21 protein-coding genes and 1 riboswitch are annotated in these 22406 nt (G+C 43.7%); of the genes, 9 read left to right on the plus strand and 12 right to left on the minus strand.

The window, feature by feature from the left end:
• Positions 1 to 13 precede the first annotated feature (13 nt).
• Positions 14 to 1345 (minus strand): FAD-dependent oxidoreductase, encoded by a 1332-nt coding sequence (locus HOP45_RS15215; protein ID WP_181350231.1) that lies wholly within the window; start codon positions 1343 to 1345, stop codon positions 14 to 16.
• 116 nt (positions 1346 to 1461) lie between these two features.
• Between HOP45_RS15215 and HOP45_RS15220 the strand changes: the two genes are divergently transcribed.
• Positions 1462 to 2247: a carbon-nitrogen family hydrolase gene (locus HOP45_RS15220; protein WP_181350232.1), complete on the plus strand. Its 786-nt coding sequence runs from the start codon at positions 1462 to 1464 to the stop codon at positions 2245 to 2247.
• A 46-nt stretch (positions 2248 to 2293) separates the two neighbouring features.
• On the opposite strand, the gene HOP45_RS15225 is transcribed toward HOP45_RS15220, so the two are convergent.
• The 5 genes from HOP45_RS15225 to HOP45_RS15245 form a co-directional block, all read right to left on the minus strand.
• The gene (locus tag HOP45_RS15225) at positions 2294 to 2500 is read right to left on the minus strand and encodes a zinc ribbon domain-containing protein (RefSeq protein ID WP_181350233.1); all 207 of its coding nucleotides are present in this window, start codon (positions 2498 to 2500) and stop codon (positions 2294 to 2296) included.
• Between the two features lie 147 nt (positions 2501 to 2647).
• A complete protein-coding gene (gene thrB, locus HOP45_RS15230; RefSeq protein WP_181350234.1) occupies positions 2648 to 3577 on the minus strand; it encodes a homoserine kinase in 930 nt (309 codons plus the stop codon).
• Positions 3574 to 4629 (minus strand): threonine synthase, encoded by a 1056-nt coding sequence (thrC, locus tag HOP45_RS15235; protein ID WP_181350235.1) that lies wholly within the window; start codon positions 4627 to 4629, stop codon positions 3574 to 3576. The genes thrB and thrC overlap by 4 nt, the downstream gene beginning before the upstream one ends.
• Positions 4629 to 5927: a homoserine dehydrogenase gene (locus HOP45_RS15240; RefSeq protein WP_181350236.1), complete on the minus strand. Its 1299-nt coding sequence runs from the start codon at positions 5925 to 5927 to the stop codon at positions 4629 to 4631. The genes thrC and HOP45_RS15240 overlap by 1 nt, the downstream gene beginning before the upstream one ends.
• A gap of 216 nt (positions 5928 to 6143) precedes the next feature.
• Complete coding sequence (locus HOP45_RS15245; RefSeq protein WP_181350237.1) at positions 6144 to 6590, minus strand: GNAT family N-acetyltransferase; 447 nt, start codon at positions 6588 to 6590, stop codon at positions 6144 to 6146.
• An 857-nt stretch (positions 6591 to 7447) separates the two neighbouring features.
• Here HOP45_RS15245 and HOP45_RS15250 point away from each other — a divergent pair.
• From HOP45_RS15250 to HOP45_RS15260, 3 genes are all read left to right on the plus strand, one after another.
• A complete protein-coding gene (locus tag HOP45_RS15250) occupies positions 7448 to 8776 on the plus strand; it encodes a DUF2254 domain-containing protein (protein ID WP_255437693.1) in 1329 nt (442 codons plus the stop codon).
• Positions 8777 to 9187: 411 nt separating this feature from the next.
• Entirely contained in the window at positions 9188 to 10099 is a 912-nt protein-coding gene (locus HOP45_RS15255) for a cation diffusion facilitator family transporter (RefSeq protein ID WP_181350239.1), read from the plus strand.
• The gene (locus tag HOP45_RS15260; RefSeq protein WP_181350240.1) at positions 10092 to 10403 is read left to right on the plus strand and encodes an ArsR/SmtB family transcription factor; all 312 of its coding nucleotides are present in this window, start codon (positions 10092 to 10094) and stop codon (positions 10401 to 10403) included. Before HOP45_RS15255 ends, HOP45_RS15260 begins: the two co-directional genes overlap by 8 nt.
• A 40-nt stretch (positions 10404 to 10443) precedes the next feature.
• Here the strand turns inward: HOP45_RS15260 and HOP45_RS15265 are convergent, their stop codons facing one another.
• The gene (locus HOP45_RS15265; RefSeq protein ID WP_181350241.1) at positions 10444 to 10866 is read right to left on the minus strand and encodes a pyridoxamine 5'-phosphate oxidase family protein; all 423 of its coding nucleotides are present in this window, start codon (positions 10864 to 10866) and stop codon (positions 10444 to 10446) included.
• 250 nt (positions 10867 to 11116) lie between these two features.
• On the opposite strand from HOP45_RS15265, the gene HOP45_RS15270 reads away from it, so the two are divergent.
• Positions 11117 to 11749: a spore coat protein gene (locus tag HOP45_RS15270; RefSeq protein ID WP_181350242.1), complete on the plus strand. Its 633-nt coding sequence runs from the start codon at positions 11117 to 11119 to the stop codon at positions 11747 to 11749.
• Positions 11750 to 11852: 103 nt separating this feature from the next.
• Here HOP45_RS15270 and HOP45_RS15275 read toward each other — a convergent pair whose 3' ends face one another.
• Entirely contained in the window at positions 11853 to 12266 is a 414-nt protein-coding gene (locus HOP45_RS15275) for a YuzC family spore coat inner layer protein (protein ID WP_181350243.1), read from the minus strand.
• A gap of 434 nt (positions 12267 to 12700) precedes the next feature.
• Here HOP45_RS15275 and HOP45_RS15280 point away from each other — a divergent pair, with 434 nt between their 5' ends.
• Both HOP45_RS15280 and HOP45_RS15285 read left to right on the plus strand, forming a co-directional pair.
• Complete coding sequence (locus tag HOP45_RS15280) at positions 12701 to 12931, plus strand: hypothetical protein (protein ID WP_181350244.1); 231 nt, start codon at positions 12701 to 12703, stop codon at positions 12929 to 12931.
• A complete protein-coding gene (locus HOP45_RS15285; RefSeq protein ID WP_181350245.1) occupies positions 12921 to 13379 on the plus strand; it encodes a hypothetical protein in 459 nt (152 codons plus the stop codon). The genes HOP45_RS15280 and HOP45_RS15285 overlap by 11 nt, the downstream gene beginning before the upstream one ends.
• A gap of 186 nt (positions 13380 to 13565) precedes the next feature.
• On the opposite strand, the gene HOP45_RS15290 is transcribed toward HOP45_RS15285, so the two are convergent.
• From HOP45_RS15290 to HOP45_RS15305, 4 genes are all read right to left on the minus strand, one after another.
• Positions 13566 to 16259: a UPF0182 family membrane protein gene (locus HOP45_RS15290; RefSeq protein WP_181350300.1), complete on the minus strand. Its 2694-nt coding sequence runs from the start codon at positions 16257 to 16259 to the stop codon at positions 13566 to 13568.
• 206 nt (positions 16260 to 16465) lie between these two features.
• Positions 16466 to 16705 (minus strand): hypothetical protein, encoded by a 240-nt coding sequence (locus HOP45_RS15295; protein ID WP_255437694.1) that lies wholly within the window; start codon positions 16703 to 16705, stop codon positions 16466 to 16468.
• 183 nt (positions 16706 to 16888) lie between these two features.
• A complete protein-coding gene (locus HOP45_RS15300; RefSeq protein ID WP_181350246.1) occupies positions 16889 to 17797 on the minus strand; it encodes a cupin domain-containing protein in 909 nt (302 codons plus the stop codon).
• A gap of 136 nt (positions 17798 to 17933) precedes the next feature.
• Positions 17934 to 18620 (minus strand): class I SAM-dependent methyltransferase, encoded by a 687-nt coding sequence (locus tag HOP45_RS15305; RefSeq protein ID WP_181350247.1) that lies wholly within the window; start codon positions 18618 to 18620, stop codon positions 17934 to 17936.
• Positions 18621 to 18775: 155 nt separating this feature from the next.
• Positions 18776 to 18954, plus strand: a riboswitch (cobalamin riboswitch).
• Between the two features lie 147 nt (positions 18955 to 19101).
• Here HOP45_RS15305 and HOP45_RS15310 point away from each other — a divergent pair.
• Both HOP45_RS15310 and HOP45_RS15315 read left to right on the plus strand, forming a co-directional pair.
• Entirely contained in the window at positions 19102 to 21345 is a 2244-nt protein-coding gene (locus tag HOP45_RS15310; protein ID WP_181350248.1) for a ribonucleoside-diphosphate reductase subunit alpha, read from the plus strand.
• 15 nt (positions 21346 to 21360) lie between these two features.
• Positions 21361 to 22401 (plus strand): ribonucleotide-diphosphate reductase subunit beta, encoded by a 1041-nt coding sequence (locus HOP45_RS15315; protein ID WP_181350249.1) that lies wholly within the window; start codon positions 21361 to 21363, stop codon positions 22399 to 22401.
• Positions 22402 to 22406 lie beyond the last annotated feature (5 nt).

Here is a 22406-nt window from a genome sequence, read left to right on the forward strand (position 1 = left end):
CTTAAGCACCGATTTAGGTGGCGCGTCGGGCGGCTTGTTGCACCGGGTCCCACACACTGTTATAAGGCGGGGCGTAAGCCAGATCCAGGTCTAATAAATCATAGATTGTCATGGAATGGAACAAGGAAACAGCGAGAACATCGATCCGTTTGTCCACACCTTTTTCGCCAATGATTTGGCCGCCGAGCAGCTTAGCAGTTTCAGCGTGGTAGATGAGTTTCACTGTCAAAGGGTCTTTCTCAGCGTAATACCCCGCTGAATGGGTTGAGTCCACTGTAACCGTTTTGTGCGGAATGTGAAGCAGGTGCGCTTCACGTTCAGACATACCGGTTCGCCCCAACGTCAAATCGAAGAACTTTATAATCGAGGTTCCCACTATACCTTTAAATGTCTGTGGTTGATTGATCATGTTGCGACCGGCAATACGGCCTTGTTTGTTTGCATGGGTACCAAGCGGGACATAGTCATCGCGTTCCTTTACTCTATGGTATTGCAAGGCACAATCACCAGCGGCATAAACGTCCTTGATGTTCGTCTCCATATAGCCATTCATCTGAATCGCGCCATTTATCCCCGTTCGTATGCCCGTGCCTTCAAGAAATGCAGTGTTCGGTGCAATCCCTACAGCAGCGAGTACAAGGTCAGTTTCATATCGATGATGATCCGTTATAACCTGCTGCACACGATTTTCGCCCTGAAATCCTTCTACCGATTGGTAAAAACAAAGCTCTACATCATGGCGCTTCGCCTCAGCATGAATCAACTCGGCCATATCTTCATCAAAAATCTTAGCCAGCTGGCCGCCCCGATCAATAAGGCGGACGTTTTTACTTAAGGCTCTTAAGCTCTCGGCCATCTCAAGCCCAATGTATCCTCCGCCGATAATGGTCGCATGCTCCACATCATGTGATAGGTAATCCATGATGTCTTGGGCATCCGGGATGGTCTTCAATGGGAAAATGCCTGCCAGTTCCTTTCCTTCCCAAGGCGGTAAAATCGGATCAGCTCCTGTAGCGATCAACAACCTGTCATAAGGTTCCTGGAATGATTGCCCTGTGGCAAGATTATCACCGATGACCACCTTCTTATCACAATCCACACGCGTAACTTCATGGGACGTGCGAGCATCGATCCCATATTTATCTCTGAATTTTTCAGGGGTGCGCGCGATTAAATCATCCGTCGCTTCCACCTCTCCACTGATCGCATAGGGTAGCCCGCATTGGCCATACGAATAGGTTTCTCCTCTCTCCAGTGTCACGACCTGATGAAATTCACTATGACGTACGATTTGCATCGCAGCACTCATCCCTGCTGCGTCTCCCCCTATAATGACGTACTTCATGATCATCCTTCCTTTCTTCTGTTAACACCATACCCTGAAATTTACGTAAATATGTACGTTCGCTCTATGCATGCACGTCTCATCTGTTACAATGAATAAAAAATGAGGTGACGCATATGAGCTACAACATTACCATCATCCAGTCCGATGTCGCTTTCGGTGATCCTTTGCAAAACCGTGAAGCGATGCAGCATAAACTCCTGCAAGCTAAAGATCAGAACGCCGACATCATCGTCCTGCCTGAATTATGGACGACTGGCTATGATCTGTCCAGATTTGACGAAATAGCTGAACCCATAGATGGACCGACCCACCAGTTGCTCGGTCAATTTGCTGAAAAATATGGCATCATGATCGTTGGCGGCTCCGTGGCTGAAAAACGAGACGGCGGTTACTACAACACGATGATCGCCTATGACCGGGCAGGCGAGAGACAGTTCCACTATAGTAAAGTTCATCGTTTTCGCTTGATGAATGAAGAAAAATACCTGCTAGCCGGTGAACGTAAAGCGAGTTTTCAATTAGAAGGAACTTATATGGCAGGGCTGATTTGCTACGATATACGTTTCCCGGAGTGGGTCCGCACAAACATGCTTCATGACGAAAAAATTCTATTCGTCGTTGCCGAGTGGCCCCTGCCGCGCGTGGACCACTGGCGCAGCCTGCTGATCAGCCGAGCGATTGAAAATCAATGTTTTGTCGTAGCCTGTAATCGCGTGGGAAGTGACCCTAATAACCAATTCGGCGGTCATTCACTGATCATCGACCCTTGGGGAAACGTTATCGCAGAGGGCGATGAAACAGAACAACTTGTGTCAGGAGGAGTCGATGTCAGCCAGGTCGAAGCGATTCGCCAGCAAATCCCGATTTTCCGTGACCGCCGCCCAGAACTATATGAGTAAAAAAATAATAACCTCTTGGTCCCATCCAAGAGGTTATTTTTTACCTTTAGCCGCCCAGGAAAAAGTCCAAGACGTTTCCTGCTTTAGAGGCTTTTTGGTTATAAAATTCGGAGTAACCGCAGTTTTTACAATATACAACTGTAAACTTATTGGATTGAACGTCCATCAATTTAGATAAAGTCCCTCCTGTCATCGATACTTCCTTCGAGTCAGCATCCTTACTGCCACATTTCATACAACCTTCTTCGTACATTCAAAATCCTCCTAATAATTCATTTAATTTATATACGATAATAGCCAAGATGACGTTTCACATAATGTAAATACCCTTCACTAGAGGGTTTAAACCAAATGAAAAAATGACCAGTGAGATTTCTTACATCATAAAAAAGAGAAGCCCTTAGACTTCTCCTTCACGCAGCATATTTGTATCGGTTACGGATGATTGCACCCCTGACAAATCAATAGAAAGAGCCTCTACACTCAGACCTGGTGCAGCGTCACGCAGACGCTTAAACTGATCATTATCCAGCCCTTCGAACAAGCCGATCAAGGTCGGTCCCGCTCCACTCATATAAGTGCCAAGTCCACCCGTTTGTTTAACAGCATGAGTGATGGCCTCAAAATGAGGGATCAGCGCCTTCCGGTAGGGTTGATGCCATAAGTCCCGCTCCATCATTTTACCGACTAGCGGCCAATCCTGTTCAGCCAAGGCTGCGACTAAAACGTTGGCGTTGGCACTTGCATGAATGGCATGAGGATACGATAACTCGGAAGGCAAAAACGCACGGGCTTTTTGCGTTTCCAAATGAAAATCCGGTATGACGGCAACCCACGTTAAATCAGTTAACCCTTTTGAAAACCGGACAAAATCCAGGTGTTCGTTATCATAACTCGAGACCATAACCCCGCCATATATGGCAGGTGCTACATTGTCCGGATGGCCTTCAATATCGCATGCGAAGCGCAGTTTATCCTCTTTCGACAGAGCTAGTCCGTGAATTTGGTCAGCCAACTCGATCCCTGCAACAACAGCTGTCGATGAGCTGCCTAACCCCCGGGCAATCGGTACTTCATTTATCACCGTTACTTCATAAGGAGGAAGGTCGTCTTTGCCGAAAGCATGCGCGGTATGAAGAGCAATTCGATAAATAAGGTTGGTTCCATCAGCGGGAATAAAGGGCTGATCGACATCCGGTATAACAAATCGCCATTGCTCAGCGGGACGGCAAGTCAAGGTAAGATACTTATTTAAGGCAAGCCCTACAGAATCAAAACCTGGGCCCAGGTTAGCTGATGTAGCCGGAACAGTGATGTGGAGCGTCTTCATGCTTCAACACCCAATACCGCTGATTTGAACTGCTCAATATCATTTTCGATGACGCGTGGCTCCAGTGTACTTGTTTCGATGGCTGTATCAGGATCTTTCAATCCGTTGCCTGTTAACACGTGAACGACTTTTGAACCCGGTGATATGAGACCTTCTTTGACTTTTTTAATGGTGCCCGCTAAAGACGCACAAGAGGCAGGCTCAGCGAACACACCCTCTTTCCTGGCTAACCATTGATAAGCGGCCACAATATCATCGTCTGTCACTTCATCGATCAACCCATTGGATTGTTCTGTTGCCGTTAAGGCTTGCGACCAACTGGCGGGGTTGCCGATGCGGATGGCCGTGGCGAGTGTATCCGGATTTTCAATGACTTGATTTCTGACGATAGCCGCTGAACCGCTAGCTTGAAAACCGAACATCTTCGGCAACTTAAAACCTAAGCGCTGATGATACTCCTGGAAACCTCCCCAGTATGCCGTGATGTTGCCCGCGTTTCCAACGGGGATAGCAAGATAATCTGGCGCTTCGCCCAGCGCATCGCACACTTCAAACGCGGCTGTTTTTTGCCCTTCAATTCGGTAAGGGTTCAGTGAATTCACCAACGTAATTGATTCCTGACCTGCAATTTCTTTTACCATTTCAAGTGCTTGATCAAAATTACCCTTCACCGCATAAATTTCCGCGCCGTACATAACCGCCTGCGCTAGTTTTCCCTGGGCGATTTTCCCTTCAGGAATAACAATGATACACCGCAGACCAGCCCGAGCTGCAAAAGCAGCTGCAGAAGCTGATGTATTACCGGTGGAAGCACATATGACCGCTTTCGAACCTTCTTCAATCGCTTTAGCCATTGCCATCACCATCCCCCGATCTTTAAACGACCCGGTAGGATTGGCCCCTTCTATTTTGACGTAAGCCTCGATGCCAAGTTCTGCAGAAATCGAAGGGACCGGAAGTAACGGCGTGTTCCCTTCATGAAGAGTCAAAGGAGGCGTCTCCTCATTAATCGGTAAATAATTTTGGTAATGATGCAAAAGACCCTTCCACATTATGATTGTCCTCCTTCAACTCGGAATACACTGTCAACGGAACGAACAGTCTCCAGTTTATTTAAATCCTCCAGCGCTTTCCCGAACCTTTCTTCATCCACTTGATGTGTAATCATCATCAATTCTCTCTCTTCCGGCGTGTCGGTTGGGAGCTGAATGATTTGATCGAACGAAATATCATATTCAGCAAAAATTTGCGTCATTTCCATCAGCATGCCGGGTTGATCATGGACATGCAGACGCAGATATTTTTTCGTGAGACTCGCTTGTTTCGGTTTTAATTTTTTGCCAAATTGCGGATTGACATACCCCGCACCCGTCGTTCCAAGCCGAACGTTCTTAATTACAGCAATCAGATCAGAGACGATTGCTGTCGCGGTCGGTAACTGACCCGCACCGGGACCATAAAACATCGTCTCCCCAACAGCTTCCCCATGGACATAAACCGCATTATATTCGTCATTCACGGATGTAAGCGGGTGATCCTTAGGTAAAAGCGTCGGTTCGACACTGACTGAAACGCCGTGTTCGTTATTATCCGCAATCCCAATCAATTTCAGACAGTAGCCGAGCTGCTCAGCATAGCGAATATCCGAAATAGACAGACCTCGTATGCCTTTAACGGAGACATCTTCAAGATTCAGCGGCATGGAAAATCCGAGAATCGATAAAATCGTCATTTTTCGTGCCGCGTCAAGACCATCGACGTCTGACGTAGGATCTGCCTCAGCAAAGCCGAGTTCCTGTGCTTCTTTCAAAACGTGGTCAAAGTCAGAACCTTCTTTGCTCATTTTGGTCAAAATATAATTGGTCGTTCCGTTCACGATCCCCATCATCTTGGTAATACGATCTGATGAGAGGCCATCCATGATGGATCGAATAATCGGGATGCCCCCGGCCACGCTCGCTTCGTAATAAAAATCACATTGGTTTTCCTGACTGGCCTGAAATAATTCAGCACCATATTGAGCGACTAAATCCTTATTGGCCGTCACGATGTGCTTTTGGTGATTAATAGCGTCCATCAAAATAGAGAACGTATGCTCAATGCCGCCCATAACTTCCACTACAACATCAATGTCAGGATCCCGTGTAACATCTTCATATTGATCGGTCATGTGGGCAGGGTCAATGCCGACATCACGGACTTTTTTCATATCGTGTACGAGCACGCTTTTGATCTCCACCTCACAGCCGATTTTATGGCTGATTTCTTTCTGATGCTCTTTTAAAATATGAATAACGCCGCCTCCGACTGTACCTAAACCTAGTAAACCAACAGTAATCGTGTTGCTCATTTTCCCCACCCCTTTATTGTCCTTATTAAAGGTACTTTTGTATTTATATAATGGACATTGTAACTGAAATCATTAAAGCAGCACAAGCATTATGGATGAATCTTCACTAAACTTTTTCAAAGTAAAGACATTTATACATTATTTGTCAAAGTTGCCTGCCCTCAGCTAATTCCAACACAAAAGACCTACTTAGATAGCAGGTCTTCAAAATGTACTTCAATTAAGGGTCATCAGCATATCCCGATGAGGAATATCATCGTCCAGGTACGTTTCTGAAATAGCTTCAAATCCACACGATTCATAAAACGAACGTAAATGCTCCTGCCCCTGCAGGAAGATTTCTGAAACACCCCATTCTTCTTTGATCCAAGCGATGGATTTTTCCATCACTAGCCGTGCGTAGCCGTGACCACGATGTTCAGGGTGGACCAACACCCGTCCAATAGAAGCTTGCTTGTATTTACTATTCGGAGGAACCAGTCGGGAATACGTGATGACCTCCCCGCCCGCCTCTAACCATAAGTGGATACTATCGGCATCGTACCCGTCTAACTCAGGGTAGGCACAAGCTTGTTCGACAACAAATATGTCCATTCTTAGTTTGAGAATAGTGTATAACTGGGTCGTTGTTAATTGGCTAAACTTTCTAACCCTCCACTCCACAACTCTCGCCTCCCTCTGTGCTTTTATTGTAAATATATACGGAATGCCCCCATCTTTCAAACCTGGTTTTTATTACTCACTCATGTATGCTCCAGCTTGGATTCAATGTATCTGGAAATGGAGTGTAAGTTGCTGCTTTTGGCTTGGATGTATCGTGAGGCATGTAAATGTGTCGATTTGGCACGATAATGTCTATCTACGGAATGGTCTTCCTGCCAACTGGATCGGTGTTGCGCTAATCCGGCTTAAATCACCCCTCACCCGGCTTATTTCAATAGCGCTCATTGTCGCATTGCTTATATGCTGTTCTTCAGCTCTCATACTGCTCGATCCCGGCTTAAATGCAGCATAGTTCGACTGATAAAAGCGGGAATTTTTTCTTATGGGCAGAGTCAAGATTATAAGTGAAGCAGGTTAGCTAGCACCTGTTCGCTAATGGATTATAACTGGCTGCTTTTGACACGTAGGCGTCAAATGTTTTTTCTACCCTCCCACGCTTGACCTGGTAATCCAGCAATCCAAAAATTTCCCCAGATTGTTTAAGATTTTTCAAATTTATTATTTACACCCCGCATTAATTATACTAATATAATGTTCTGGCTATTTGAGCTGGTGATTAAACAGCAATCAAAATCATTAGACAACGAGCCTGTCGCAAGGAAAACAAGGAAAATCCTAACTGCCGTGTCACACCAATTAAGGCTTGTATATCTATAAAGATGTGTAAGTTTCCACGGTTTGGGGGATTGGATGACAGGGAAAGTATTTTCCACATTATATTTAGATACTAATTAAAGGAGGTGGCAACACAATTGTTTCTCAAATTATTACCCGGATCAGTGAGAAGGTATTTCGAAATGTCAAAACGCATGCGCCAACATGAGGTGCAGCTGACACTTTGGCGGATGCCATTAAGATATGTTGGTTCCGCGATTTTGCTGTTAATTATTACATTAATATTGGACATCCAACTCGAAATTTGGCAATACTCGCCCGATCCGCTCATTATTGGGTCTGATATGACGCGCACCCTCGTTAGCACACTGGTAGGTGCCATTCTAACACTCAGTGCCTTTACTCTTAACTCCATCCTCGTTGTGCTCACAACATTCAGTGGGCAGTTCTCCCCAAGAATGCTGTTGAATTTCGTTTCCGACAACCGGACTCAGCACGCTCTAGGAATATTTAACGGCAGCTTTGTATACGTTTTGCTAGTCTTTTTATTTACTGGAAATAGCGAGGAAATATACGTATCAATCCCAATAGTGACCGTTCTGCTCGCGTTTCTTTCAGCTATGGCATTCATCTATTTCATTAATCATGCCACCAGCTGGATGCAGGTTCATAACATCACGTTCAACATGAAAACCGTTTCGAAAAACATTATTCGGGATTCACTACGCAATGACCTGGAAGCTTATCGCACGAAAGAGCCAAAGAACTTGATGGAGCCTTACCGGGAGATTAAGAAAACCGTAAGATCAGAAGTATCCGGTTACTTTCAAGTGGTCGACTTTCGCCAAATGATCCAGGAAGCCCGGAAGGACCAGATTATCCTGCGTTTCCATTCCAGGGTAGGAGATTTTATATTGGAAAAAAACCGATTATTCAGCTACTGGGGCCCAGGCGCAGAATACATCGATGAAGATAAATATCACAGGATGATCGAACTTGGTCATAAGGAAACGGAAATCCAGGATATTCAGATGGGGATGCATAAACTGGCCGAAATCGCGATCAAATCACTCGGTAATGATGACCCCAAAACGGCAACCAATACAATCCATCAAATGGCCGAGTTGATGCTATCAGTAGATGAATATATCACCTTTACACCATACTTGATGGACGACAACCAACAAGTACGGGTGGTCCTCGAGGAAGAGGATTTTGATTACTATTTATACAGAGGGTTCGGTTTTATTCGCCACTATTCTCAGAAAAATTATCCGATTATTACTGAAATTATCGGAGCCCTTGCATTAATTGCCGAATCCATTGACCCATCCAAGCACGAGAGTATATGGAAATTTGCTAAGAACACCGTTGACCATATCGAAGGTCAATTTGTATATGACCTTGACCGTGTTCATCTGTTGAATCGGTTATTTGAATTAGCTACCATAACCGATGCAGAACCTGATTACTACTTGATTGAAGAACGGATGTTCGAAGCGGCAAAATAAAATCCTGCGGTTGTTTTCTTCAAGGTTTTCCCTTGCGGTGAACAACCGTTTTTTTGAGCAACGCCAGCTAAAAGACCATAATTCATAAGGTTAAACAAACGTTTGAACAACCTTTATTCTACTTTATTCGAGCGCGAATCCAATACATTTTATCCTTCAAACCGGTGCCAGACTGTCTTTCATGGATAAGGTGATACTAACGAGGGATGGTATAAACATGCTGTATTGAACCATTATCAAGCACTCCACATTCTCTTTCATTCAAGATGCTGCTTTACAGGCACCCTATCTTCACAACTGGATATTATAAAAAATACTGTATTGACACTTTCAACGATGTTTGCGTACAATTATATATATGAACATATAATCATATATCATTAGCATTCAAGTGGATAGGAGTGACGCATCATGTCTCATCATCATCACCATGATCACACGACCGGCAACATCAAAGTCGCCTTTTTTCTAAACTTAATATTTACTATTATCGAAATCATCGGCGGAATCATGACCAACAGTATGGCGATTTTATCAGATGCTCTGCACGACTTGGGCGATTCGTTATCGCTAGGGCTTGCCTGGTTCTTGCAGAAGTTTTCCAAAAAGCAGAAGACAAAAAGTTTTTCCTTCGGGTATAAACGGTTTTCATTACTTGCTGCCTTAATCAATGGGGTGGTCTTGATTGTCGGGTCAGTGTTCATCCTGACAGAAGCGGTACCACGCTTGTTGAATCCTGTGCAACCTAATACGAATGGGATGATCATCCTGGCCATCCTGGGGGTTATTGTGAACGGGGCTGCAGTGTTTCGCTTAAGAGGCGGCGAATCCATGAATTCGAAAGTGATGATGTGGCACCTTCTTGAGGATGTGCTAGGCTGGGTCGCTGTCCTCATCGTGAGTGTGATCATGAGTTTCTTCGACATCCCTATTCTTGACCCTTTAGCATCTATCGGGATAACCTTATATATCCTGTATAACGTCATCATAAATTTTCAGAAGACGATGCGCTTATTTTTAGAAGCTGTTCCTGAAAATATCGATCTGGATCACTTAGTGGCTAAAATTAATCGAATCGACCCTATTCTATCCACTCACCATACGCATCTTTGGTCCCTAGATGGGGAACACCATGCATTCTCAACCCATATTGTCATTCCCGAATCTGCGACGAAAGACGAAATTTGCGAAGTTAAGGAACACGTAAAAGAATGCCTGGGGGATATTCACTTAGACCATGTTACGATTGAAATTGAATATGAAGATGAGTACTGCTCGATGCTAGAGCAAGACAAGGAAGAAGGAGGGTTCTCCCATGGATGAAGATGAACATCAGAAGGACCTGGATGAAGAAACGCTCTTTGTCGTCTCTCAAACATTTAAAGCACTGTCTGATCCAACACGCATTCGCATTTTAAACCTCCTTTTTGAAGGGGAGCATTCTGTTAATGACATAGCTGAAGCTTTAGAATTACGGCAATCTACCGTTTCTCACCAACTGCGTTTTTTGAAAAATTTACGACTTGTGAAATACCGTAGAGAAGGGACGTCCTTCCGTTATGTACATGATGATGAACATGTCATCAATGTCCTGCAAGAAATGATTAAACACGCTCTTCACCATTAAAAAAGGACGGCTGAGCTCAGGCTCACCCGTCCTTTTTATTTTATAATTCCAATGTTTCCGGCGTATCACCATCAGCGTTCATGAGACGGATCGTTTCCGGTTCTATTTCCAGGGCGATATAATTTTGATCGCCAGAACTTGTGAACCAACGGCTCATCCGCTCTGTCCAAAGCCACTCCTTAATCTTTTGGTCCTCACGAATTTTAGCTTTCCCCTCAACCTCAACATAGGGGTCGCCATCGCCTTCACCTTGATATCCTAGCAGAATATGCACATACGGGTTGGCTTCTATTTCTTCCATTTTATGCGTTTCTTTATCTGTAGGCGTATAGAACGTGAACCCTTCATTTGAAAAACTCATATAACGAGAGTGAGGTCGATTATTCTTTACAGTGGCCAGCGTGCCAACCGTATAGTTATCTAATACATTGGTGATTTTTTTCTTCAGTTCCTGTTGTTCCATCATAAATCTCCTTTCTATATTGAAAATTCACAGTTAGTTTTCCTGATTGTAGAAAGAAGTAAACATTATTCCTGAAAAACGTTGAAGTCAATTAAATTTGACTTGATCCGTGGCATTTCCTCTCTCCTTCACGGGTCATCCTCCCTATACACTTTGATAATAATTTCCAAATACCTTTCTCTTTTTTCATACATGTTTCGGGTGGATTAATCAAGTATAAGAAGGATGACTATAAAAAGGAGAGTTAGCAATGGAGAATAACGACATGCGCATGAATCAAGCGCAGCCAAACACTGGAACACCTGCTGAAAATATGCCGAATGCCATGAATCATGGCGGCCATGAGATGTTCGATGCCCATGAAGTATTGGGATCTGTCATCAGCATGCTCGATCAATACCAACTGTATGTACAGCACATTCAAGATCCGGATTTAAAAAACATCTTAAATCTACAGTATACGTTCACATCCGAGCTATACAGCATTATCGTGGAAAGCTTCCAAACTGGAGAAAAACCAAGGATATCTACTCATGTCTATAAAATGACTGAGAATAATGATGTCATTTTCGGACTCAAACCAGGACAACCCAAAAAACCGAAACAATCCCCAAGCGAGATCACCGACGCTGATGTTACGTCCTTTATGCAAGGGCATGTTAAAGGCTTGGCTTCGTTGATGACAATGACGGCAGTCGAAATGACTAATCCTGTTCTTCGCCGTGTAGTCAGTGACAGTGTCCCTAATTTCATAGAAATGAGCTATGAGATCTTCCTGTACCAAAACAGACATGGCTATTACCAAGTCCCTCAGTTAGCTCAACAAGACATGGCGCAAATGCTGCAAAGTTACGCTCCAGCTCCGGCAAACCCGTTGAACTAACATTTAACACATAAGATAAATAAGCATGTGTCACTTTTTTTAGCTGGCACATGCTTATTTTTTTGTGCTGGTTTCCTGCTTGTCTGAATAAAAGTGGCGTTGTTTATGCTCGCCACCTTAACGCCATCGTGAGGTGACAGCAGTCCATGCTGTTAACGGTTGCAGTCAATTTAATATTAATATTGTCCGGGTTAAAGTGAACCTCAAAATCAGATTGGATCCCCGTGGAATTCAAAAGTTGTTTAACCTTGCTTTCATCTGATTCCTGGGCGGCATGCATGACTTCACCTGCAAATTCTTCTGATTGATTAAGCCTTTGAAGTACCGGCTCAGCTTCACCCATTAAGGTTTGCATTTTTCCAGCAGATTCAGAAAATAACCCGGGGTCCACATCCGGTAACTCCGGACGCGATGGATGAGGAATTGCATAAGACTCTGGCACCGAATAATAAAATGGCTGCAACTGATAGTAATCTCGGATATAAGGGTGAGGAACCACATAATAATACGGGTACACATGACGTCCTCCTTCTAATTTGAGTATATGTGAGCGAAAATACGTGAGAAGTTGTCAGGAAGAATTTATGGGAAGCAATATAACCCCGCTCCATATGTTTATGAAACTTAAACAGCTTAACATCGTATTTTTATTAAGAGCAGGCATAAAAATGATTGAAAAGGGACTAATGGATTCTGTTTCTCGTCCATTAGGCGTTCTCTGAGCAATTAATAGGCTAATCATAAAGAGGGGGGATATGTATCAAAAAATTCATCGGTCATTTTATATACACATCGTTTATGGTGGGAGCTCTAGTTGGTTTTTTAGTCATTTATCAATCATTACTAGAGCAAGCTAAACTTCATTTTAATGTCATACCAGCCATGACATTCAGTTTGTTATACCCAGTATTATTAGGTATGCTGTTTGCCTTGCCTGGATTATGGAATCGCATGAAGCAAGATAAAGCAAAAGGATTTGAAGTTGGCAGATTTTTGGGAGTGGGCATTCCGGTGCTTTATGTGGTAGCTGTCCCGTTTCTCCACTACTCATCATTTCCTGCACCTCCCCTCACTCGCTTTTTATCAATCCAATATGAGGGAGGGGTAATGCTCTTCAGTTTTATCTTTGGCTATTTATTGATTAACTGTATCAGAAAAAAGGAGTCAACACATGGAAAATAACGCAACTTTTGCTAATCATCACACAAGTACACCGGGGCACCTTTGGGTAGTCGCTATCTTCTTTATTTGTTTGTATGCGATAGGGGCATATGATTATGTTATGAGCCTTAAGGTTAATGCCGCTTATTTCAGCACGCAAAATTACGGAGAAGACCATGTGGCTTATTTTAGCGATTATCCTCTAATTCCCCTCATATTCTGGACAGCAACTATTTTCATTGGGCTTGTCGCCCCCCTCCTCCTTTTGTTCCGATTACGCTGGGCAGTAACCGCCGCATTTATTTCTGGTGCGTCTCAGCTTTGTTTAGTTATTATCACGTTTGGGTTTATGGGGCGTTGGGATGTTTTTGGTCCAATGCTCTCACTTTTTGATCTGCTTATTCTTCTCCTGACACTCTGCTTTTTTCTGTATTGCCGAGCCCTCTCAAATCGTGGTGTATTGCGGTAATTTAACCGAGAGCCACAAATTCCGCTGCTCATCTAAGAAGCATAGGCCTCGCCCGTGGAATGCGAATTGGTTTGACGGGGCGTTAATTAGGACCACCTTTCTTGGCACACAAAGAATGCCGAACGATTCACTGAAATCGTTCGGCATTCTTGTGTTTCATTTAATTTTGACTCAGCTAAACTTTTATTACTCTTCCTCTTCACTTAAACGCGTTTCGATTTCGTTCATGATGGAGCCTGCCTCTTCCCAGTTGCCACTAGAAAGTGCAGCTTGATATTGATCAAACAAGGTGGAGATTTCCTGCAGGATCTCTTCTGATTCCATCAGATCCTGTGCATTTTCCCCTTCTTCAGGTGTCGGCTCGCCTTCGGCTTCTTCCTGTTCAACTTCTGGATCAATTAAGCCTAACATCCTTTCCACTGCTTGATCGAAGGTGGGTTCCATCACAATCTGGTCGCCGTATGCCAAAATAACCTGCTTCACTTCAGGTAAAGATGTTTCGTTTGAAGATTCGATATAGATCGGTTCTGCATACATAACTGTATCTTCGATTGGAATAGCTAATAGGTTGCCGCGAATTACTTCCGAACCACCTTGTGACCAAAGGTTCAGCTGTTGAGAAATTGTACTGTCTTGATTGATTCTGTTTTCTATTTGCTGCGGCCCATAGACGTTCCGTTGTTTCGGGAAGCGATAGACGAACGACTCACCGTAGTTCTCCCCATCGTTACGTACGCCCATCCACGCAATCATATTCTGCCGGTTCCTCGGGGTATAGGGCATCATCAATATGAATTCTTCTTCATCCGCTTCCGGAAGTCTCATTGTAATATAATACGGTTCCATTTCTATATCATCATTAAAGTACTTCTCCGTCGGGAACTCCCAGTAGTCTTCCCTGTTATAAAATACTTCCAGGTTGGTCATATGGTAGGTCCCATACATAGCTGCCTGGACTTTGAACAGATCGACGGGATAACGAAAATGCGATTCAACATCTTCCGGGATTTCCTCTGTAAACAGATCTGGAAACATATTTTGATACGTTTGCAGTAATGGCTCCTCGGGGTTAACAGCGTAAAAGTCAACTTCACCCGTGTAAGCATCGACCGCCACTTTCACTGAATTCCGGATGTAGCTTTCATCTCCCTGGTGAGGTTCCGAATAAGGATACCGCTCTGCCGACACGTATGCATCAATCATCCAAGACAGACTGCCATCCTCACGAACAAAGATATAGGGATCCTCGTCATATTCCAGGAAAGGCGCAATGCGTTCGACCCGATCCATTATGTTCCGGGTATCCAGTAGTTGACTATCTTCATTTAATTGATCAGACACAAACATCCTGAATGAACCTGCGTCCAAGCTGAAGAACAGACGATTCAAGCCGGCTAAGGAGATGCCAGTATCAGCTTCATAACGGGAAGATTTATTTTCTTCACCGGAAGGATAGTCAAATTCATCCACTTCACTATTTACGATGACATTGTCGTAGTTTTCCTCTCCGAAATAAATCTGTGGACGGTTAATATCCATTACGCCTTCAGATGGAACATTTTCCAGCATATATTCCGGTTGGCCCTGGCTCGTAATTTCATTTACGTCGCTCATAGCCACCCCGTATCCATGCGTATACCTTAAGTTTTCGTTCACCCATGTCTTCGCTTGCGATGGGAGATCAGTAGTGTTCAGCTCCCTGGCCCCCAGAAACACTTGCTGATACTCACCATCAATGTTATAGCGGTCAATATCGATATCATTGAATTCATAGTACGTCCTGAATGTTTGTAGTTGATTATAAATATCCAAGATCGGCCTGGAGTCATTAATCCGCACGTTATTGATCGTCAACTGATTCTCTTCCACCATGGACTGGTCAAGTGATTGGTTGCCAGGGTGGTTACGTTCATCGATGTTTTCCAAATCATAAGCCGCTCGTGTGAAATCCAAATTATGTTGCAAATAAGGCGTTTCTTTTGAGAATTCATTAGGTGACACGACATAATTTTGTACAATGACCGAAGCCCCTTGCCCGAGGACAACAAGGCCAACATAAGCGGCAACAGGGATGATAATCGCTTTTAAGTTACCCTTGATTAAAGCAATAATCATCCAGACAGCCGCTATAATCGCCATCGCAGCAAGCACGTAAGACGCTGGGATATTTACCACTTTGTCCGTATAACTCAGGCCATGGACAACACTGTTTTGAAAAACATTCACCTCATTGGTCAATAGGGTGCCAAACGGTTCCAGCACATGAATGGCAGCCAAAAGTATGCCGATACTGCCTAAAGTCGCACCCATATGCAACTGAGCCAACCGACTTCTTCGGTACATATGAAAAGCCGAATAAAAACCTATTTCAACAAATAGCAAAAATACACCTAAGCCTAATAATGTTGAGATGGCAAAGTTAATGAACGGTAAGACAAACACATAAAATGAGATATCCATATTGAAGTGAGGATCGGTTACACCAAATGTCGCGTGATTCAAGAATTTCAACCAAATTTCCCAGCCGATTCCTTGCACGATACTACTTCCAAATAACCCTACAAGGGCAGAAACCCCCAGAATGAGCAGTCGACTCCACTTCTTTTTCTGGATAAAATAAGGCAACTGTTCATGAGCAAAGTGATTCACATAACCCTTTCTTATCCACGCCAACGTTATATAGGTCAGTATGAAAAAGAGCAAAAATCCAATGACGCCAAGTAAAACTTTACTTCCGAGAATTGTCGTATAAACATCTTTAAAGCCGAGTGAATCCATCCATATGTAATCGGTCACCCAATGTAAAGACATCCACAGCAATATGACAAGCAGCAACAGAAACCCGAACACCTTCCCCATTAAGATGCCGAACTTTTTCATTTTCGCCTTCTGTGCTGGATTGATGTTAGTCGTTTGATTATCCAACTTTCTCCCCCTTAGTTGTTCCTAAAAAATGGTCGTTATAGTTTCATCATATTCGATTCATGGTATAAAAGTACAGCTTTGATTTTTATTGAGAACCTTTGTCTAAGTTTGTTTTTTCAATGGTTTCAGGATGGTAGGCTGCAAAGGAACGCCTCCCATATTTACATTCCTCCAAAGTAAACAAAGCCCTTGCCATTGATGACAAATTTATGATCACCTTCGTACCATACTTCATAACCTTTCTCCTTTAAATCGTGCTTGATAGACTGAACATAGTGATGATGATTTGTATAACGTTCTTCAAAATCAATCTGTATATAGTCCTTCCTGTATCCCATCAGATGATTAAATAATAAGAGCAGTCCACCCGATAGCATTATCCCCCACATAACAGTCCACATATAAAACCATCTCCTTGAAACGCGTTTACTATGTAATACGATATGAAGGCTGCAGCGTTTCAATTTTTCAACCAAAATTCCAATTCAATTTAATAAATAACCTCCACTTGGAAAGAGCTCATCATGGGGAAATATTGCAAAAGGCAAGTCATTGGTCTATACCATCGACTTGCCTACTTGCTGTTACTCGTACTCAGCTGCCTCTGCGTCAGCTTTCGTTTCATGGATGGTTCCAAACGGGTGCTCTGGCGGCGCATAAATGGTATACAGTTTCAACGGCACATTTCCTGTATTGGTCACATTATGCCATTTTCCAGCAGGTACCATGATGGCGTAATCATCATACACCCTGTCTTGAAAATCTAATTGGTCGCGATTATTCCCCATTTGTACCAATCCCTGCCCCTGTTCGATCCGTAAGAATTGATCGACATCAGGATGAACTTCTAACCCGATATCCTCTCCAACTCCGATGCTCATTAGAGTCACTTGCAAGTTTTCTCCTGTCCATATAGCCGTACGGAAGGTGTTATTCTGCTTCGTAGCTTCGTCAATGTTAACGACAAACGCATCATTTCCATAATCTTCCATAATAGCTCTATCTTCCCCATGTGATACTAAGACCTCAAAGCGTTTGACGTGACTGAACTCATCATGCCAAGTCTGCAAGAAAAAGTCTCTGTACAAAGAAAGATGTGGAATTAGATAGTGATTCCGAATCACATCACATCCCTCCAGTTCAATCCGATAAGCCTTTTCAACGCCTTCGCGATAAGTACTAAACGGTATTTGTTCGATCGTGTACTCTGGATCGCTTCCAGTAAGCTTGATATAAAGATCCGTGAATTGTTTCAAGTGACGATTTTCGTCCTCCAAAATGTGCAAGATGGTCTGTTTATGCATGCTATGAGGTGCAGCATCTGCTAAGCGGTTATAAAAATCAATGGTTTCAGCCTCTTCTTTAACCTTGTAAATCAATGAATCCATGACAGATTGGTTGGTTGCCTGACTGCTTCTTCCTATTATATCTGTGTGATACATTGATCGATTTGCGTCATAAAAATCAGGATATACATAAGGCGCGTAGTACATCTGTTTCATCCCCTCCCCGGTTTTATACCATCATCGTATGCCTCAAGATAAGGAAATGTACATTTAAGCAAAGGGCTTACGCCTAGTTGTCATCAACCCCCGGGAGTGAAACCAACACAACTTCACGATGAACAAGTTATTCGACTAATTCAAGCATGGAGACCCATAAAAACGATAGCGATTGCTCCAGTTCTTTTGGTAAATCAGCTACATGTTTAGGCGAGACCCCTCGTTTATATACGCCATGCCCATCGAGAATATTAAACCCATTTTCTCTGGCCATTTTTTCAAATTCCCAGGGCATCATCGTATTACAAATGACATCTTCTCCGTATAACCTGAGGTAGCTGTTCTCCCTCGGGTGGGCAGTAGGGCCAAGAACCCCGACACATAGCCTTCCTCCAGGTTTAGTTACCCGTTTCAATTCTTTCAACGCAACATAAGGATGCTCGACCCACTCGAGCGAATTGATCGCCATAATGCCGTTAAATTGATTAGACTCAAACGGAAGGCCGGCAAGATCACCTTGCATAAATGTAAGCTGCTCATTTTCGAGATTATTTTTAGCCAGTTCGACCATTTCCGGGGAAATATCCAATCCTGTGACAGCAAACCCTGCCTGATTTAACTTAAAAGACCCATAGCCATCTCCACATCCGATATCCGCAATATGAGTGCCTTCTTTTAAATAACGCTTCATAAAAGGGATGATTGTTTTACGGCTTCCTTCATCCCACATATTTTGACTATTGGCATTCCAAAACTCGGCACGTTCATTCCATTTTCTTTCTGCCTCGACGTGCCATTCAAATGATTCTGTCATGTTGGGACCTCCTATCCGATTTCGTACTTCTTATTTGGATTCGTTAACAAATGAAAAAATCCTTTTCATAAATGTTAGGGTTGCAATTCTTCAAAAACTTCGATATGATTTTAAACACAAGATAAGCTAATCATTTATTAACAATACCACTACATATAGTAATAACGTTCATGTGATGCTGATAAGGCTTAATAGGGAATCTGGTGGAAATCCAGAACTGCCCCCGCAACTGTGAGTACCGCGAAAGGGAATGATCCACTGTGCTACATGCATGGGAAGGTCCCGAGTAGATGGTGGTACAAGTCAGGAGACCTGTCACGGATCGTTGCAAGTTTCAACTTCTTCGGGGATTGAGAAGATGAAGCGATGGCGTGATGCGTTCCTCAGGTTCATTTCAGGGAATTTGCTCATCATACCATGGTTTCGTCCGCTCAATGTCGAGCGGCTTTTTTTATGAAATAAATTATGAGGAGTGACAATTATGGATACAGCCACCCTATCTTCTCCAATCAGTCAATGGGAGGCCTGGCTGCAAGACCAAGCAGCACGATGGCCAAAACTGAAGGTTGAGAATATTATAGCTAAATTGGAACAGCTGCAAATCGGGCAAATGGAACGAAAAGATCAATTTCATGCTCTTATTTTAGAATGTCTCGCCCAAATGAGTGAAGGTGAACCTGACTGGACGTATCTGGCCAGTCAACTACAACTAGAATGGATGTATGGCCAAGTTATGCACAATCGTCAAACTGAGCAACCCTACCGCAACCTTTACGGGTTATTGCAGACGCTTACAGAAAAAGGAATTTATAGTGAGCAGCTTCTCCAACACTATACAGAAAAAGAAATCGCTGCGCTCGAGAAAGAAATCGTACCAGAGCGCGATAACCTGTTCACCTATATCGGGCTAAAAACATTAAGCGATCGATATTTGGCTAAATCTAAACAAAATGAGTGGTACGAACTGCCCCAGGAACGTTTCATGATCATTGCAATGACGCTGATGGCCGGAGAGACAAGCGAAAAGCGCCATGATCTGATAAAAGAATCCTACTGGGCTTTAAGCAATCTTTACATGACAGTTGCCACGCCGACACTCGCCAATGCCGGCAAAAGTTACGGGCAATTAAGTTCCTGCTTTATCGATACGATTGATGATAGCCTGCAGTCCATTTATGACAGTAACACAGATATCGCAACGTTGAGTAAACATGGAGGCGGCATTGGTGTTTACCTTGGCAAAATTCGCAGCCAAGGGAGCGATATCAAAGGCTTCAGCGGAGTATCATCAGGTGTGCTCCCCTGGATGAAGCAATTGAATAACACAGCCGTCAGCGTCGATCAGCTCGGCCAACGACAAGGGGCTGTGGCCGTTTACCTTGATGTGTGGCACCAGGACATTTTCTCATTTTTGGACAGCCGTTTAAACAACGGGGACGAGCGTAAGCGTACGCACGATTTATTTACCGGCGTTTGTCTTCCTGACATTTTCATGGAAGCTGTCGAAAACCGAGAGGATTGGTATCTGTTCGATCCTCACGAAGTCCGTACGGTCATGGGGTATTCCCTTGAAGATTTTTACGATGAGGAAAAAGGCCACGGCAGTTTCCGAGAAAAATATCAGGCGTGCATCAACCATCCCGATTTAAGCAAGCACCGGGTGGAAGCAATCGAACTGATGAAGCGGATTATGATCAGTCAACTTGAAACGGGCACCCCGTACATGTTTTATCGTGATGAAGTCAATCGCAAAAACCCGAATGCTCATGAAGGTATGGTTTATTGCAGCAACCTTTGCACAGAAATCACACAAAACCAAAGCCCGACTGTGCAGGAAGAGCAATATGTAGAAGACGGAAAAATGGTTATCGTCCGCCACCCTGGGGACTTTGTCGTCTGTAACTTATCGAGTATCAACCTTGGAAAAGCTGTACCTGATCATGTACTGCAACGCTTGACCCGTATTCAAGTGAGGATGCTCGATAATGTAATTGATGAAAATACCATCCCCGTGATGCAAGCTGAGATCACCAATAAAAAATATCGGGGCGTCGGCCTTGGCACATTTGGCTGGGCTCACCTGCTTGCGAAAAAACAGATTAAATGGGAATCAGATGAAGCAGCCGAATACGCGAATGAAGTCTACCAGGCCATTGCTTATTACACGATCGAAGCCAGCGAGGCGTTAGCGAAAGAAAAAGGTGCCTACCCGGCATTTGAAGGATCGGATTGGCAGACAGGAGCGTACTTCGAAAAGCGCGACCTGGAATCCAGCGGGTCCTGGAACTGGACGGACCTTCGCGAAAAAGTAGCCCGTAACGGGGTACGTAACGGGTACATGATGGCGGTTGCCCCCAACTCGAGCACCTCGTTAATTGCAGGGAGCACAGCCAGCATTGACCCTATTTTCAACAAGTTCTACTCAGAAGAGAAAAAAGACTTTAAAATTCCCGTTACAGCTCCAGATTTGAGTCCAGACACCTATTGGTATTATAAATCAGCTTATGAAATTGATCAGCATGAAAGCATTCGCCAAAATGCAGCCCGCCAAACGTACATTGACCAGTCCGTGTCGTTCAACTTCTATGTGCATAATCAAATCAAAGCGAAAGAACTGCTCGCTCTTCATCTTGATGCTTGGAAACAAGGCCTAAAAACAACTTATTATACACGCTCAACCTCATCTCAAGCTGATTATGACGATTGTGAAAGCTGTTCATCTTAAAAGGAGGCTTCCGCCATGGCTCACGCATTAGACAAACGTAAGCTCGTTGACCACGAAGCGCCCAACAAATCGACGGGGATTGTGAATGGCCAGAGCTCAAACGTATTGAATTGGGATGACACCCGCTATTCCTGGGCTTATCCTATGTACAAAAACATGCTCGCAAATTTCTGGATCCCTAACGAAATCAACATGGGAAATGACTTAAAGCAATGGAAACAGCTGACCGACCAAGAGCAAGAAACGTTTAAAAAAATCATCGGACTGCTCGCCTTTCTGGATTCCATTCAGACAGACTATTCGGGAAAAATCGCCGACTATCTGACGGACTCCAGCTTGTCAGCCTTGATGCAGGTCCTGGCCTTTCAAGAAGTGGTTCACAATCAATCCTACTCTTATGTGTTATCGACTCTCGTTGACCAACACGAACAAGAGAATATCTTTGAGTATTGGAAATATGATGATATTTTAATTGAACGAAACAAGTTTATTACGGACGGCTATGAAGCTTTTCTCGAGGAACCGACTGTTGAGAACTTCCTGATCTCGATCGTCTATGACGTGGTATTAGAAGGGTTGTTTTTCTATGCTGGATTCGCGTTCTTCTACAACCTGGCACGCAACGGAAAAATGGTCTCAACGAGTACCATGATCAATTATATCAACCGTGATGAACAAATCCACGTTTCATTATTTGCTCGTATCTTTAACGAAACCTTGAATGAAAACCCTGAGATTGACCGCGCGCGCTTTCATCGATTTGTAGAAGAGACATTCGAAAAAGCGGCCGAATTAGAGATTAAATGGGCGCATCACATTATCGGAGACAGTTTCCCAGGCATCCCCATCAATGACCTGGAGGATTACATTTACTTCATGGCTAACAAGCGTTGTAAGCTATTGGGAGCGAATAAACCATTTGAAGGTTATTCAGAGAACCCATTGAAATGGCTCCGTGCTTATCAAGAGGTTGACGAAGGGAAGTCGGATTTCTTTGAACAGAAATCCCGACAGTATACGAAAGTATCCGAAGATAATGGGTTTGATGAATTATAGAAACG

The organism is Thalassobacillus sp. CUG 92003, assembly GCF_013618635.1.
In the GTDB taxonomy this organism is placed as follows: domain Bacteria; phylum Bacillota; class Bacilli; order Bacillales; family Halobacillaceae; genus CUG-92003.